The organism is Vibrio sp. 10N.286.48.F5, assembly GCF_041469785.1.
Classification (GTDB): Bacteria; Pseudomonadota; Gammaproteobacteria; order Enterobacterales; family Vibrionaceae; genus Vibrio; species Vibrio crassostreae_C.
On the sequence record NZ_JBFRLG010000030.1, the window covers coordinates 2,488 to 17,358 of the forward strand.

The 14,871-nt window shown below is 44.2% G+C and carries 14 protein-coding genes; 5 read left to right on the plus strand and 9 right to left on the minus strand.

What is annotated here, in order from left to right; genetic code table 11:
* A partial coding sequence (locus AB4185_RS16125; protein WP_372135659.1) for an Ig-like domain-containing protein occupies positions 1 to 767 on the minus strand: 767 nt, incomplete at its 3' end.
* 444 nt (positions 768 to 1,211) lie between these two features.
* Between AB4185_RS16125 and AB4185_RS16130 the strand changes: the two genes are divergently transcribed.
* The 4 genes from AB4185_RS16130 to AB4185_RS16145 all read left to right on the plus strand — a co-directional run bounded on the left by AB4185_RS16130 (position 1,212) and on the right by AB4185_RS16145 (position 5,770).
* Positions 1,212 to 2,477 carry a TolC family outer membrane protein gene (locus AB4185_RS16130; RefSeq protein ID WP_010438562.1) on the plus strand — a complete coding sequence of 422 codons (1,266 nt, stop codon included), beginning with the start codon at positions 1,212 to 1,214 and terminating at the stop codon, positions 2,475 to 2,477.
* Positions 2,477 to 3,094 carry an OmpA family protein gene (locus tag AB4185_RS16135; protein WP_372135660.1) on the plus strand — a complete coding sequence of 206 codons (618 nt, stop codon included), beginning with the start codon at positions 2,477 to 2,479 and terminating at the stop codon, positions 3,092 to 3,094. Before AB4185_RS16130 ends, AB4185_RS16135 begins: the two co-directional genes overlap by 1 nt.
* A gap of 135 nt (positions 3,095 to 3,229) precedes the next feature.
* Positions 3,230 to 3,580, plus strand: coding sequence for a DUF2750 domain-containing protein (locus tag AB4185_RS16140; RefSeq protein ID WP_017062305.1), 351 nt, complete (start codon positions 3,230 to 3,232; stop codon positions 3,578 to 3,580).
* Positions 3,581 to 3,742: 162 nt separating this feature from the next.
* A complete protein-coding gene (locus AB4185_RS16145) occupies positions 3,743 to 5,770 on the plus strand; it encodes a diguanylate cyclase (RefSeq protein ID WP_372135661.1) in 2,028 nt (675 codons plus the stop codon).
* On the opposite strand, the gene queC is transcribed toward AB4185_RS16145, so the two are convergent.
* Together queC and queE are read right to left on the minus strand one after the other, a co-directional pair.
* On the minus strand, positions 5,730 to 6,425 hold the full coding sequence (queC, locus tag AB4185_RS16150) for a 7-cyano-7-deazaguanine synthase QueC (protein ID WP_017063822.1): 696 nt from the start codon (positions 6,423 to 6,425) through the stop codon (positions 5,730 to 5,732). The two genes, AB4185_RS16145 and queC, sit on opposite strands and share 41 nt — an antisense overlap.
* Before the next feature lie 58 nt (positions 6,426 to 6,483).
* Positions 6,484 to 7,152: a 7-carboxy-7-deazaguanine synthase QueE gene (queE, locus tag AB4185_RS16155; protein WP_324295274.1), complete on the minus strand. Its 669-nt coding sequence runs from the start codon at positions 7,150 to 7,152 to the stop codon at positions 6,484 to 6,486.
* A 184-nt stretch (positions 7,153 to 7,336) separates the two neighbouring features.
* On the opposite strand from queE, the gene AB4185_RS16160 reads away from it, so the two are divergent.
* Positions 7,337 to 8,146, plus strand: a complete 810-nt coding sequence (locus AB4185_RS16160) for a Cof-type HAD-IIB family hydrolase (RefSeq protein ID WP_017062301.1) — start codon at positions 7,337 to 7,339, stop codon at positions 8,144 to 8,146.
* A gap of 100 nt (positions 8,147 to 8,246) precedes the next feature.
* Here AB4185_RS16160 and AB4185_RS16165 read toward each other — a convergent pair whose 3' ends face one another.
* From AB4185_RS16165 to prpF, 6 genes are all read right to left on the minus strand, one after another.
* Complete coding sequence (locus tag AB4185_RS16165) at positions 8,247 to 9,659, minus strand: NUDIX domain-containing protein (protein ID WP_029235369.1); 1,413 nt, start codon at positions 9,657 to 9,659, stop codon at positions 8,247 to 8,249.
* Positions 9,660 to 9,745: 86 nt separating this feature from the next.
* Positions 9,746 to 10,225 carry a GNAT family N-acetyltransferase gene (locus AB4185_RS16170; protein ID WP_009846623.1) on the minus strand — a complete coding sequence of 160 codons (480 nt, stop codon included), beginning with the start codon at positions 10,223 to 10,225 and terminating at the stop codon, positions 9,746 to 9,748.
* Between the two features lie 215 nt (positions 10,226 to 10,440).
* Positions 10,441 to 10,842 (minus strand): glycine zipper domain-containing protein, encoded by a 402-nt coding sequence (locus AB4185_RS16175; RefSeq protein WP_017062298.1) that lies wholly within the window; start codon positions 10,840 to 10,842, stop codon positions 10,441 to 10,443.
* A 238-nt stretch (positions 10,843 to 11,080) separates the two neighbouring features.
* Positions 11,081 to 11,527, minus strand: coding sequence for a hypothetical protein (locus tag AB4185_RS16180; protein WP_017077105.1), 447 nt, complete (start codon positions 11,525 to 11,527; stop codon positions 11,081 to 11,083).
* A gap of 146 nt (positions 11,528 to 11,673) precedes the next feature.
* On the minus strand, positions 11,674 to 13,578 hold the full coding sequence (locus AB4185_RS16185) for a propionyl-CoA synthetase (RefSeq protein ID WP_372135662.1): 1,905 nt from the start codon (positions 13,576 to 13,578) through the stop codon (positions 11,674 to 11,676).
* Between the two features lie 118 nt (positions 13,579 to 13,696).
* The gene (gene prpF, locus AB4185_RS16190; RefSeq protein ID WP_017069365.1) at positions 13,697 to 14,869 is read right to left on the minus strand and encodes a 2-methylaconitate cis-trans isomerase PrpF; all 1,173 of its coding nucleotides are present in this window, start codon (positions 14,867 to 14,869) and stop codon (positions 13,697 to 13,699) included.
* Between the last annotated feature and the right edge of the window lie 2 nt (positions 14,870 to 14,871).

Below are 14,871 nucleotides of genomic sequence, written 5' to 3' on the forward strand. Positions count from 1 at the left end.
GTCAGTGTTGGCGCATCTGGCGCTGTTGTGTCTAGAGTGAACGTCAGCTCGCTGCTGCCTGATGTATTACCCGCTGCGTCGGTTTGACGAACGGTGATCGTGTTGTCACCTTCCGTTGGTACGGGTGCGGTTGTCGTCCAGTTTCCGTCAACGAGGTATTCGACTGTCGCACCCTCTTCTGTGTCGCCGACTGTGAAGCTGCCGTCGTTGGTTAAGAAGTCATCCGCCGCTGAGCCAGAGTCCGTATCAAGTGTCAGTGTTGGCGCATCTGGAGCTGTTGTGTCAACTATGGTCTCGCTGTCTGTGCCTAGGCTATCCGGTTGGTCAACCGAACGGAAAGCATCAAGAAGACTCAAGCTTTGAGTACGAGACATTCCCAGCGCTTCAAAGCCCGTCGTTACAAATTCAGTACCTGGAATGGTTTCTTCACCGTCGCGCTCAATAGTCCCGCTACTTACTAGGCTTGAACCACTTTCACCAGCTGCCGTTGCAAATTCTTCGCCTAGCTCCGTCGGATCCTGACCTTCTTCTAAAGCCGCAAAGATATTTGCAATGTCTTGGTCTAGTTCAACTTCACCGCCATCTTCAGGCGAAAAACGCTTGACTGAAATTGGAGATTCAGAGTTTTCGCTCTGGGATTCAAGAATGACATCCCCTGCTTGTAATGGCTGGCCGTCTTCTAGGACTTTAATTGTACCATCTACCGAAACAACAATGCGTTGACCAAGTGCCAATGCACCGCTCGCATTCAATACTGTCATGTCCATATAAACCCCTAAAACTCATTTTTCAATCAAAACGTCAAAATAGTGACATTGTATTTATAATATTAGGTAAAATATAACACCTAACACCATATAATTCATAGTTATGAATGCATATTTTAACAAGGTCGTATACACCATGATGACAATGGTCACACTCATCAATACTTAAAGCGCTCTTAAATTTGATATAAGTTATTGTGCTAACGAAAAATAATTGACATATTAATAGGTGTTCTAAGTGCATTAAAACATCACAATACGCACAGTGATCGGTTAACAAATTTACAACCATTTGCGAGCGCCAGTTGTAGCGATCGTAATTTTTTTGGCGGTTCATCTGAATTTTGTATATCATCGTGCAAAATTAAGACTCAGGTGTGACTCATTTTGGAGAGATGCAAATTGAATAGGATTCAAACGACGACCTTAGGGCTAGCTATAGCAATGACCTTTCCAGCTGCGGCACAAACTCTTGAGCAAGCCGTCGCTTTTACGTTGGAAAGCAATCCTGAAATTAAAAGTGCTTATAATGAGTACGTAAGTAAACGTTACGTTAACGATGCTTCTGGCGGTGCTTATCGTCCAAGTATAGATCTAGATGGTGGGATTGGTTATGAGCATACCGATCTAGTGACCAATACAAATTCAACAGATCTGACGCGTAAAGAAGCGACGATTACTTTGACTCAGTTAATTTGGGATGGAGCAAATACTTCCAACGATATTGATCGTACCGCGGCTGATGCAGAATCTGTTCGTTACCAATTACTCTCCAACGCCCAAGATATCGCTCTCGAGGTCACCAAAGTATACCTTGATGCAGTGAAAGCTTATGAAGTCCTCACCCTGTCTGAAAACAACCTGGCAACACACAAGGATATCTATAGAGATATTCGAAAACGTGTCGAATCTGGCATTGGCTCTACAGCAGATATGTCCCAAGTAGAAGCTCGTATTGCGAAAGCTCATGGTAACTTGCTCGCAGCACAAAATAATTTGTTTGATACGCATACTCAATTTAAACGTATTGTTGGACAGTCACCTTTGGGGTTAGTGTTTCCGCGAGCAGACACTGGAGCAATTCCTTACACCGTAGATGGCGCTCTTGCGAAAGCTTTCAACCAACATCCTGTTATTAAAATTGCACAAGCCGATGTGGACTCCGCTAAATTCCAATATAAACAGTCTAAAAGTTCAAATTATCCGACTGTTTCTTTCGAAGCCGCGCAAACCTGGCGTGATGACGCAGGTGGCAACGAAGGGAGTAGTGACGAATTTTCCGCAATGGTCCGCTTGAGATATAACTTGTATAACGGCGGCGCTGATCAAGACCGCGCTGAAAGTGCTGCTTACCAATTAAATAAGGCCAAAGATCTGCGTGAAAGTACATATCGTAATGTAGAAGAGAGCCTACGCTTGTCATGGAGCGCACTTGATTTAACCGTACAACAGAAAGAGTTCTTATCAGATCACGTAGACTCAGCATCAGATACGGTTATCTCTTACGAGAAGCAATACCGCATCGGTAAACGAACACTTCTCGATTTACTTAACACTGAAAATGAGCTCTTTGAAGCTCGTAAAGGCTATTTAGATGCCAAGTACGATGAACAATATGCTAAATACCGGGTCATGAACGCAACCGGTAATTTACTGACAGGTTTACGTGTCGATATCCCCCAAGAATGGAATGAAAAGGTAGAATATTAATGAAGCTGCTAAAAGCTGTATTTCCACTCTGTCTATTGGTTGCTTCTGCCAACATTTTAGCTGAAACAAACGATGAAGAGTTCGAGTATCGAGCGCTCCCAGAGAGCGTACAAAGTTACGATCTAGAAGACGACGACAATGATGGTGTTATCAACGCCCGTGATTTATGTGTTGATACACAGATTGGCGCTGAAATCGATAATGACGGCTGCGGCTCTTATTTCGAGTCAACGGAACAGAAAGAACTTCACATCTTATTTGCCAACAATTCAACAGAAATCAATCCTGTTTTTCTTGGCCAAATTCGTCAAATGGCCGCGTTTTTAAAGCGGTATGAAAGCACAACCATTCGTCTACAAGGCTACGCGAGTAAAGTCGGAAACGCGGCTCACAACTTAGACTTATCGAAAGAACGAGCATCAAATGTAAGGCGAGCCCTAATAAGTAATGGTATACAACCATCTAGAGTGACAATCGTTGGCTACGGGGATACCGTTTCTAATAAAGAGGGAACCAAAATCAACCATGCGCTCAATAGAAAAGTTGTCGCTTCTGTCGCCGGATTCAAAGGCAAGATCAAAGAAGAATGGCATATTTTTACAAAAATTGGAAAGTAACCACTCTTAGTTATGCCTCATCTGAAACGTTATCTTTAGGTAGCGTTTCAGTACGCTTATAATTCCTTAAATAGCATATACCTAAGCCGTCTATAATGTTAATCTTGTCACGTTATCAACATAGAGAATTAATCCATGAGCAAACTAACAGCTGATACTCAAGCAAATCTAGAACTTTTCGTTTCTGAAACACAAGAAACTAAACTGGTATGGGGCCTTCGCAATGAAGAAGGTTGGCTAGCATGTGACTCAAGTGAATTCGAAAACAGCGAAGTGATGCCATTCTGGTCTTCAAAAGAAGATGCTCAAACTCACAACGTTGAAGAGTGGGCTGACTTCGAAGTATTAGAAATTCCACTAGATATCTTTGTAGAAGATTGGTTACTGACTCTTGCTGAAGACGGCGTTCTTGTTGGTACTAACTGGAATGCAACATTAGAAGGCAAAGAGCTTGAGCCTTCTGACCTAGCGAAATTATACATCTAATTTCCGATATCGGTCGCGCAAATCGTGCGACCGATATACCTCTGATTAGTATCAATAAATTAGAGATCTACCTCGCATAACCTCGTAGCTGTACCTTTCAAAATTTGAAGCAACATCAAACTAATAATAGAATATCGTTCTTTATCTGATTGATCGTCTCTTGTGAATCACTTCGTTTTTGTTACCTTTCTACTATTCATTAGCTTTTGTTCTTATAGCCAAGTATCAACGTCAGATCGTGACCACTATTCACTAGTCGATACCTCCAATTTAAGCTCTACTCCAAATGCTGATTGGAACGCACTTTATCTATCTACTTTAAACCACTCTCCTGAGCGCGCATTAAACATGCTGCAAACACGCTACATCGGGTCAACGGTTTATGGAGATAAGCTTTACCTTGCGTCTCTTCTGTATAAATACATGAGCCACCGTGATCAGCCATTCTACGGAATCGCTTCAAACGACAGCGACTACCAAGCGATAGAAACAGCGTTTATTTCTGCTCTGAGGAAAGACGGCAAAGGCCAATATGAACAAGCACAACAAGGCTTTCTAACACTCTTGGCGAAAATGCAATCTCGCAGTGATTTAACTGGTAAAGCCTTACTAAAGTACCAGCTATGCCGATCGCTTAACGAGCAAGCTAAATATCATCAAGCAAACCATTACTGCTCTGCGCTTCAATCAGATTTACATGATATCGCTGACCCAGTATTACCAAAATTCGGGACTTATCGAGTCATCGCGAACAATCATCATTTCCGCAGTGACTATCAAGCTGCACTAGACACCTACCTATCACTAATAAACGTGTTTCCACAAGGACATGATATTTCTGGGGTTTACAACGATGTGGGTAACTTGCTCAAAGAATTAAAGCAATATGAAAAATCGGCGGAGTATCTAGAGCAAGCTCTAACTCTCAGAGAAAACGCTTCAGATTTAATGAAAGCACAAGTGCATCACAGCCTTGCGGATCTCTACCTCAACCAAGAGCGAAGTGACCTAGCAATTCATCACTTTCAGACAGCAAGAACACTGTTGAGCTCAACGTCGCATAGCTACGGTATTGCACTCACAAGTCTTGGCTTAGGAAAAGCGTACACTCAAACGAAAAACTATGATGTGGCGAGAACCTACCTAATTGAGTCTCTTTCAGCTTCGAGCAAACTGAGCAATGATGTCATTCGCATCAATGCTTACTTGGCGATCAGCGATATGTTCGAAGAACAGAAACTGCCAACGGAAGCACTCAACTATGCTCAACAAGCGCTAGAATTAGCTGAACAAGTCACAAGGCATAAATACATCGCGCAGTCACTTCTTCAGCTTTCTGATATTCATCAATCACTCAGCGATTACCAACAAGCTTTCTATTTCTACCAGCGATACTCGTCAATACAAATGGAAGCTAGAGATATCGACAATCGACTCGCACTCGAAGCGCTCGGCCTGACGCACGCCAAATATGAACAAGAACTAGAAAGCTCTTTCCTGACACATCAGACGAAACTCGACCGCGTTCAAATTGAAAAAATGGAACATCAAAGATGGATGTACAACATCGTTGTTATTCTGTTGCTTTGCGCTGCAAGCTTCACGGTATTGATAAACAAAACGGTTCGCGCAAAAGCAGCAATTGATGGCTTAACGAAAGCATATAGCCGAACTGAGATAATTCGAAGAATCAAAAGAGTGAAACGCTGTAAAGGGACGGACAAACAGCATGTGCTCGTGCTGCTCGATCTAGATAAGTTTAAGAAGATTAATGATGAGCATGGGCACCCTACTGGTGATCGGGCACTGGTCCATATTAGTGATCAAATTAGAAAACACTTAGTGAATGGTGAATTGTTTGGTCGCTTAGGGGGTGAAGAATTTGTCATCATGTTAACCGATACCCCACCAGCAGAGGTACGAGAACGCGTTGAAGAGTTGCACTACGCCATTTCAAGCACTGTCTTTTTATCAGAAAGCAAAAAGTCACTTAATGTGACCGCGAGTTTTGCTTATCTAGCAACCTCAAACGCATTAAGTGACTTTGATGACTTGTATTCAGTGCTCGACCAAGCACTCTATCAAGCCAAAAGCAACGGCCGAAACTGCATTATTGATGCATATAACGAACCGATTGATTTACCTGAAATTATTTATTCTCAGCCTGTTTGCGAACCAACTCAGCCATGATGCTTTCGCGATCACCGAGGTAATCGTTAAGGCCAACTTTACGCAGTTCACATGCCGGACAATCGCCACAGCCATCACCAACAATGCCGTTGTAACAAGTCAGTGTTTTGTTTCTAACAAGTTCAAGTGCTGAGTACTGGTCTGCTAGCGCCCATGTCTCAGCCTTGTTTAACCACATTAGCGGTGTTTTGATATCAAGCTGCTTGTCCATACCTTGTACAAGTGCAGAGTTCATCGCCTTCACAAAGTCATTACGACAATCAGGGTAACCAGAAAAGTCTGTTTCACACACACCTGTAATCACGGTTTCAGCACCGATTTGGTAAGCGTAAATACCCGCTAGAGTCAGAAATAGAATATTACGACCAGGAACGAATGAATTCGGCAGCCCATTCTCTTGCAGCTCATGAGACACAGGAATATCGTCACGAGTCAAAGAGCTGATAGCCAGTTCATTCAACAGAGTCACATCCATCACTTTGTGCGCTTTCACACCAAGCTCTTTCGACAATGACTCAGCAACTTCAATCTCGAGTCTATGGCGCTGACCATAATCAAACGTAATCGCATGAACTTCATCATACTCTTTTAATGCTTGAACAAGACACGTTGTTGAGTCTTGACCACCACTGAATACTACCACTGCTTTTTTCATCTTAAATCCTTACGAGAACCTTCTACTAGCGACTTATCTTGCCCAGTAAAAATACAACCTATGCGATGCTCAAATATTTGTGAGTTTGTATTGATAAGCGCCAATTGCGCTCAATGCAGGTATCAATACAAAGCTGAGTAGCGCGGTCTTTTTGGCTGATTGGTTGCAGAGCGATAACAGTGTCGTTAGGAACTGCTGCTCGCTCCAATAAACCGTCAAGTTGTTCGATGTCTTTGCTTGTACCTACTGGATGCTTAATTTCGTTAGCACGTTGCAAGGCGCTATCTAAGATTTCCAGTTTCGCTTTCATCGCCACTTTCGGTGACACCGTAACCCAAGTGTCCGGTGTGGCTTTAACTTCTGATGTTCCGCTAGTCTCAATCTGACAGCAACAACCGTGCTGCTCAAACGCTTCAGTAAGAGGAACAAGATCATAAATGCATGGCTCACCACCAGTAATCACAATGTGCTTAGCAGTGTAACCTTGCTTGATATATTCATTCACGATTCCTTGAGCATCGATTGCTGACCAAGTAGGTGAATCTTCTGTCTTAACCATAATATCGCCAAGGCTGGTTTCCTCTTCTGGCAACGCTTCCCAGGTCTGCTTGGTATCACACCAAGAACAGCCCACTGGGCAAATTTGCAGACGAACAAAAACAGCGGGAACGCCAGTAAACACGCCCTCACCCTGAATGGTTTCAAACATTTCATTAATCTTGTACAACTTTCCCTCAGCTCAATCATTTGATGAAATTAATCAACCGCAGACCTTAAAGCACTTCCCCCTTTTGGTCAAACAAATGAGTACTGATAAATGAGTTGATCAAAGCCCTAGCCTGAACTTTCAAGTTCCCTTATCCTTTCGCCCATAGATTTCGTTAGCTTTTAATTTTTTAGTAAGGAACAACATGTACAAACTGATTGCTCTTGATATGGATGGCACACTACTCAACAGTGAAAAAGTGATTTCTCAAGAGAACAAAGACGCAATCGCCAAAGCACGAGCTGCAGGTGTGAAAGTAGTTCTCGCTTCTGGTCGCCCTTTAGAAGGCATGCAAAGCAAATTAGATGAGCTTTCGATTGACGGCGAAGATGACTTTGTACTCTTCTACAACGGCTCTATGGTTCAGAACGTATCGACAAAAGAGATCATTCACAGTGAGATCAGCAACGGTAAAGCCGCAAAAGAGATTGCTGCCCTCGCTGAACAGCTTGGTGGTTATGTCCATGCTTTCAGCAAGATCCATGGCTTAATCACACCTGAGAACAATGAGTACACTGGTATTGAAGCGCGTATTAATTGCTTAGATATAACCGAGTTCGACTTTTCTCAACTAGAAGATGACCACGAAATCATCAAAACTATGATTGTCGCTGAACCAAGCAAGCTGACTGAAATCATCGGTAAGTTGCCACAAGAGCTTAAGACTCAGTTTACTATCGTACAAAGTGCACCATTCTTCTTAGAGTTCCTAAACCCGAAATCAAACAAGGGTGTCGGTATTGAAGCGATAGCGAAACACTTAGGCATTAAAGCGGAAGAAGTCATCTGCATGGGTGATGCTGAAAACGATCACCATATGCTTGAATACGCAGGCCTTGGCATTGCAATGGAAAACGCAATGGAAGAAACCAAGAAACTGGCGGATCACATCACAGCTAGCAACGACGACCATGGTGTAGCGGTCGCGATTGAGAAGTTTATCTTCAACTCATAAACGCTCAACAGGTTCTAATAAGAATTACTTTTTGCTTGTTTCAGAAATGACAAAGGCTGTGCACTGCACAGCCTTTTTGATTTTGTGTTAGTCGAGTCGCTTACTCTCTTTTCCATGGCAGACGAAATGCCACCACACCAAACAGAATCAAGATTGGGAAACGTAACGTTTCAACAATAAATGAAGCAATACCGCTGAAAGAGACAAAGCTTCCAGCCCAGCTAATCAGCAGATTTCCCGCTAACAACATCGCCATCACTCCAAGAACGATCTTGAATGAGAACTGACCAACCAAAGGTTTCGAGTCTGTTAACGTCACTAGGCATGCAATCGTCATCAAAATCGCCACCCAGAATGAGAATGTTGGCAGTGGCCATATCACCGTCAGAACAATCGACAGTAAGCACAATGCCCACCAAACACCTTTAGAACTCAATAAGGCGCTAATATCAACATCCGGTTTCGCGTCTAATCTCACGATATGCCACGTCGTTAAAGCGCCTAATACGCCACCCATTAATACATCACTAAAAAACGCACTACCTGAATAAGACTTAAATAGCATGATCCACAGCAGGCCAGCGAGCACTACCAGAATGGCTTTTTGCTCCAAGAGGCGCTTTAGTTTCCAAAAGACTAACAAGGTTAAACTGACCCACAAGGCAGCCAACAGACTTGGAAAACTATACCCACTGCTCATCACCAGTTTCAATGTTGGCATGTAAGCGTGTGGACGTGGAAAACCAAAACCTTGGTGCGCGATTAAAGTAAGTAGTGTCACCGAGATCAAAGTGAAGCCAAACTTCAACGCGAAGTTACGGCCAAAGTACCAAGCAATTAACGGCAATATCACAATGAAGACCCATGGCTTGGCCAACAAGTCAGTCAAAAGCACAGTATTCGCAAATACGCTTGGCATCTTATCGAACGTGTTTTGAAGTGACACAATCCAATTTAATTCAACTTGATGGACTTTGGGTGCCGCGCCCACCAGCTCAGTCACATACGTCACCGGTTGATCTGTCGCAGATAAAAACAGCTCGTTAATCTCAGACCACTGTTCTGGGTAGCGGTATTGGTGATCTTGCAATTCAGTAGGAGGAAGTAACATCGCTCGGCTGACTTCCACGCCATAATGAGGAGCAAACCAAATCGGCAGCTCAAAGCCACCTAACTCATTTCGAGCCTTGTAACTGATCACTTCAGAGTCAGAAATACAATCAAACACGACGGCACTGTCGGTATAACCTAGCACATCACCGACCGTTACCGACAAACCAGCCTCTTCCCACGTTTCACGTTGCGCCGCGACGGCTGGCGGCTCACCTGAAACAACAGTGCCTCCCGGTAGAGACAATTGACCTGTGATCAACTCATCAACCAACACGATTTGGTTATCAGCACGTACTACACACAAGGCGCCCGCGATATGATCGGGCAAAGTGTCGTTTGCCCAAGCGGAAGTAGTACTCAAAAGAGACAGTATGAAAACTAATAAATATCGAATAACCAACGAGTTTACCTAAAAAATAATAGAAGAATATTGAAGACTGCTGTTGCAGTTGAACTATTGTAATCAAAGCCACACAAAATCGCTGTCTACGTTTTGTGCAAAGCCTTCCTCATCCATTGAATGTGAGGTGTGAACCCCATTTTTTGATAGAAGTCCTTGGCAGGCGAGTTAAAGTCCCAAACTTCTACAAAGACTTGTTCAACCCCATAATCATCAAAAGTACTTTCAACTTTGTTAAACAACTTTTCAGCAATCGATTCTTTTCGATAATCAGGCAAGACAAACAGTTCATCGACACTTCCCATCGGCACTGGTTTGCTGACCGTTGAGATAAGCTCACAAAAATGCCCAGAGATAAAGCCAACAATGAGCTCTCCTTTTAATGCCACATAAACCAAACATTCAGGGTCATCCAAGTATCGTGCAATGCTTTTTTCCTGCTCAATCTCTTCTGCCGTTTTAAAGTGCTCTGGGCTAGCAAGGTGGTGGTGATGGTGGAGATCGAACATTAACTCGTTAAGTTGTTCTAAATCCGCGTGCTTTGCGGCCCTTAAGGTGACATTCATGACTATTGCGCTTCTCAAACCAAATTAATATCTAAACTGAGTCTAGTTTACTTGGCGTGAGTATCTATACAAGTTATTGAATTAATTCATTGTTTGAAGTGTGTATTTTAGATACAAAAACGGCCACATTACGTGGCCATTCTGTTTGAATGATTTTGAATTAAACGAATATCGAAGCTATGGTTTTTGCCGTGGCTTTTGCTGTAGCTTCAGCTTTATGCACCGTTATCTTCTTTCTCTTCTTTGAGATCAGCAAGCTGTTGTTCCAGTTCAATAAGCTTAATTTCCGCCTCTACTTCAGCAACTCGCTTTTCTGCATCGGTGCGATTGTCTTGCGCCAGACCATCAGCAGTGACTTGGGTTCGCTGTGCGTTTCTCGCATCATCCGTATCTTTCATTGAACCCGCAACACCACCGGTCACACCACCTAATGCAGCGCCCTTCACGGCTAAACTCGCATCTCCAGTTAGAGCACCTGCTGTTGCTCCTAGTAAAGCACCACCTACAGCACCACGATTACGTGCAGCATTCTCATTTTCGTTATCCATTGCTGGTGATGCGCAACCAGAAAGAGTCACAATCAGTGTCGCTAAAAGAAAAGGTTTAGTGAATTTCATAGGAGTCTCGCTTGGTTCTTCGTTTGGAGTAGAGCCATCTTAAGCAGAACCGTTAATGAGATAAATAAAGCCACGTTTAGACGATACATCATGTTCAGTTATGTATCATTCAACCATCGCATAAGTGCTTATTGATATATATCTTTGAGCTCGCCTTAGCCTGACAAACAAAAAAGGCGACCAATAAGGTCGCCTCAATCGAACTTTCTCTATAATTCTTCTCTTTCAGATGTCACTCTTAGCCTTTGGACCAAAAGTTTTGCATATTTTCTGCGCTAGGTGGTGGCCTAACACCGCAATCTCGATAATGATTTTTATCGCCGATCCCCAGTATCTTGCCATTTTCGTCATCAATCATTGCGGCAACTTTAACACCGTCTCCCACATGACGAGTCAACACGACAATTTCACCGGCTCTTTCAGACCTTACCGCGCCTAAGATTTGATATTCGTAGCGACCTTTCCTTGAATTAACGATCATCTTCGAGTTGATCGGGTCGGCTTCATATCCCACGCCCATATCAAAAACCGCTTGATAGAGATCGACGCCTGTCTTGGACACACACTTAAATACCTTGGGGTGACTCAAAGGTTCTAACAACGCTCTACTCGCTTCATCCTTTGAAATACTGGCACTAGCAGCACCACTAACCAGTAAAGCAATCAACAAAAAGTAAGCTCGCATAAAAAGACCTCAATATGTGGGAATCATAATGAGGTCATAGTAAACGCAATGGATAAGCGGATGAATAAACTGGCGTTTAGGTAAACCATCACGCTGGCTTATGTATAAATCAACAAGCCGAAGGGAGATTACCTAAACTGCGACTTCTATTTGCCGAGCTTTTCAGCAATTTCAGTTAAGCTGGTAGGGTCGTCAATAGTTGAAGGCACCACATATTGTTCACCTTCTGCGATATGCCGGATCGTTCTACGTAAGATCTTACCTGAGCGTGTCTTAGGTAACCTCTCAACAACCAAGGCTTGCTTAAAACAAGCTACCGCGCCGATCTCATTACGAACCTTGCCAACCAATTCCCTTTGCAACTCAATGCCATCGACTTTTACGCCATCTTTTAACACAACTAGACCTAAAGGAAGTTGTCCTTTCAAGTCATCGTGAATCCCGACTACCGCACATTCTGCAATGGCTGGGTGACCACCCACGATCTCTTCCATTTCTCCGGTCGACAGACGGTGTCCCGCTACGTTTATCACATCGTCGATACGACCCATAATAAATAGATACCCATCTTCATCAAGATAGCCACCATCCCCAGAAACATAATAGCCTGGGAATTGGCTCAGATAGCCAGATTCAAATCGATCATGATTACGCCAAACCGTTGGCAGACAACCGGGTGGTAGTGGACGTTTGAGTGCAACAAAGCCTTGCTGATTAGGCTGTGCCGTTTCACCCAATTCATTAAGAATCTCGACTTGGTAACCGGGCACAGGCTTAGTTGAAGAACCTGCTTTCACTGGCAAAGATTCCAGCCCTGTCGGATTGGCAGAAATAGCCCAACCCGTTTCGGTTTGCCACCAGTGGTCAATAACCGGTTTATTGGTATGAGACTCAACCCAATCCAATGTTGGCGGGTCCAAACGCTCTCCCGCCATAAAAATCGACTTGAGCGATGATAAGTCATACTTGGTGAGTAACTCGCCTTCAGGATCTTCTTTCTTGATAGCTCTAAATGCCGTTGGCGCAGAAAATAACACATCGACGTTGTACTCTTCACACACACGCCAGAATGCCCCCGGGTCTGGCGTTCTAACTGGCTTTCCTTCAAACAAGATGGTTGTGCAACCATGAATCAATGGCGCATACACAATATAGGAATGCCCCACTACCCAGCCGACATCAGAAGCCGCCCAAAACACACCATCTTGCGGCATATCGTAGATAGTGCTCATCGAGTATTTCATCGCGACCGCATGACCACCATTATCGCGCACCACGCCTTTTGGCTTACCCGTCGTCCCTGATGTATACAAGATATATAGTGGGTCAGTCGCTAGAACAGGCACACATACGTGAGGCAAAGCATCCTCAACAGCTTGCTGCCAAAGTACATCACGTTCGTTGTTCAATTCGGCTAGAGACTGCTCTCTTTGGAATACCACCACTTTCTCAGGCTTCCATCGGCTGTCCATGATCGCGCGATCGACCATCGGCTTATATGGCAGGACTTTATTTATCTCGACACCGCAGGATGCAGTAATCAACACCTTGGGCTCGGCATCTTCAATTCGAACGGCAAGCTCATGAGGGGCAAAACCACCAAACACCACCGAATGCACCGCACCTAGTCGTGCACAGGCCAACATTGCCATCGCCGCTTCAGGAATCATTGGCATGTAGATCACCACACGATCACCTTTGGTAACGCCTTGCGTGGCTAACATACCAGCGACTTTAGCCACTTGGTTACGCAATTGATTGTAAGTGTACGAGGATTGAGTTCCTGTAACTGGAGAGTCGTAAATCAGTGCGGTATTGTCACCTCGCCCATTTTCACAATGATAATCCAGCGCGAGCCAGCAGGTGTTCATCACCCCATCAGGAAACCAACGCTCAATTCCGTTATCGTCAGTTTGTAATATCGTTTTAGGTGACTCAAACCAATCAATTGCTTGTGATTGTGTTTCCCAAAACGAATTTGGGTCTTCCCTCGCCCATTGATACTCGGTGATGTAATCTGTTTTTCTAGTCATTCGATTCGTAGCAGACATAGTGCATCCTCCATGATTTATCCATTTGTCCAAGCAACTAGCTTTTAGCAGTGTCACTTGGGTGCACTCTTTTCTCAGCGTAATGTTCGTGAACATTTAACCGTTCACGACAATCGCTTTACTTGGGAAAAGGCACACGAATGGCACCTTCCATGATCACTCGGGCACTACGACTCATAATCGCCCTCTCTATTTTCCACCCACTTTCGGCCTGCAGCGCTTTCGCACCTACCTTTAAGGTTCCTGACGGGTGTCCAAAGGTCACGAAATCACGACTTCCCTCACCGGCTGCCAAGTTCACTAAGGTGCCAGGAACACTTGCCGCTGAAGCAATAGCAACCGCAGCCGTACCCATCATGGCATGGTGCAGTTGCCCCATAGACAAAGCACGCACCAGAAGGTCAGTATCTTCGACAGCAACCGATTTACCACTGGAAGCTTGGTACGCTTGAGGCTTAGCAACAAACGCGACTTTAGGTGTATGTTGACGTGATTCAGCTTGTTCTAAAGAATCAATAAGACCCATTGCTACTGCACCATGTGCTCGTATGGATTCAAACAGAGCCAAGGCTTTGGTATCACTATTGATATCTGATTGAAGTTCAGTGCCTTGGTAGCCAACCGATTCAGCATCAACAAAAATGGTGGGTATCCCAGCATTAATGTATGTCGCTTTGATGCAACCCAGATCGGGAACATCTAAAAAATCGACAACATTCCCTGTTGGGAACATAGAGCCACTCGCATCGGCGGGGTCTAGAAAATCAACTTGGATCTCAGCGGCGGGGAAAGTGACACCGTCGAGTTCAAAATCACCTAACTCTTGAACTTCGCCACCAGCGATAGGTACATGAACAATAATGGTTTTCTCTATGTTCACTTGCCATACTCGCACCTCGACCACACCGTTTTCTGGAATACGATTCGAGTCGACTAGGCCACTATGAATAGCAAATGGGCCCACTGCAGCAGACAGATTGCCGCAGTTACCGCTCCAATCAACGAACGGCTTGTCTATTGCTACTTGGCCGAATAGGTAATCAACATCGTGATCGGCTTTACTACTTTTCGAAACAATAACGGTTTTACTGGTACTGGATGTTGCACCACCCATGCCATCGGTTTGTTTGCCATAAGGATCTGGACTACCAATCACGCGCAGAAGTAATGCGTCTCGAGCTTCTCCGGCAACTTGCGCAGCCTCAGGTAAGTCACTTAAGTTGAAGAAAACGCCTTTGCTTGTTCCGCCCCGCATGTAGGTAGCAGGTACTTTTATCTGTTTATTTGTCATCA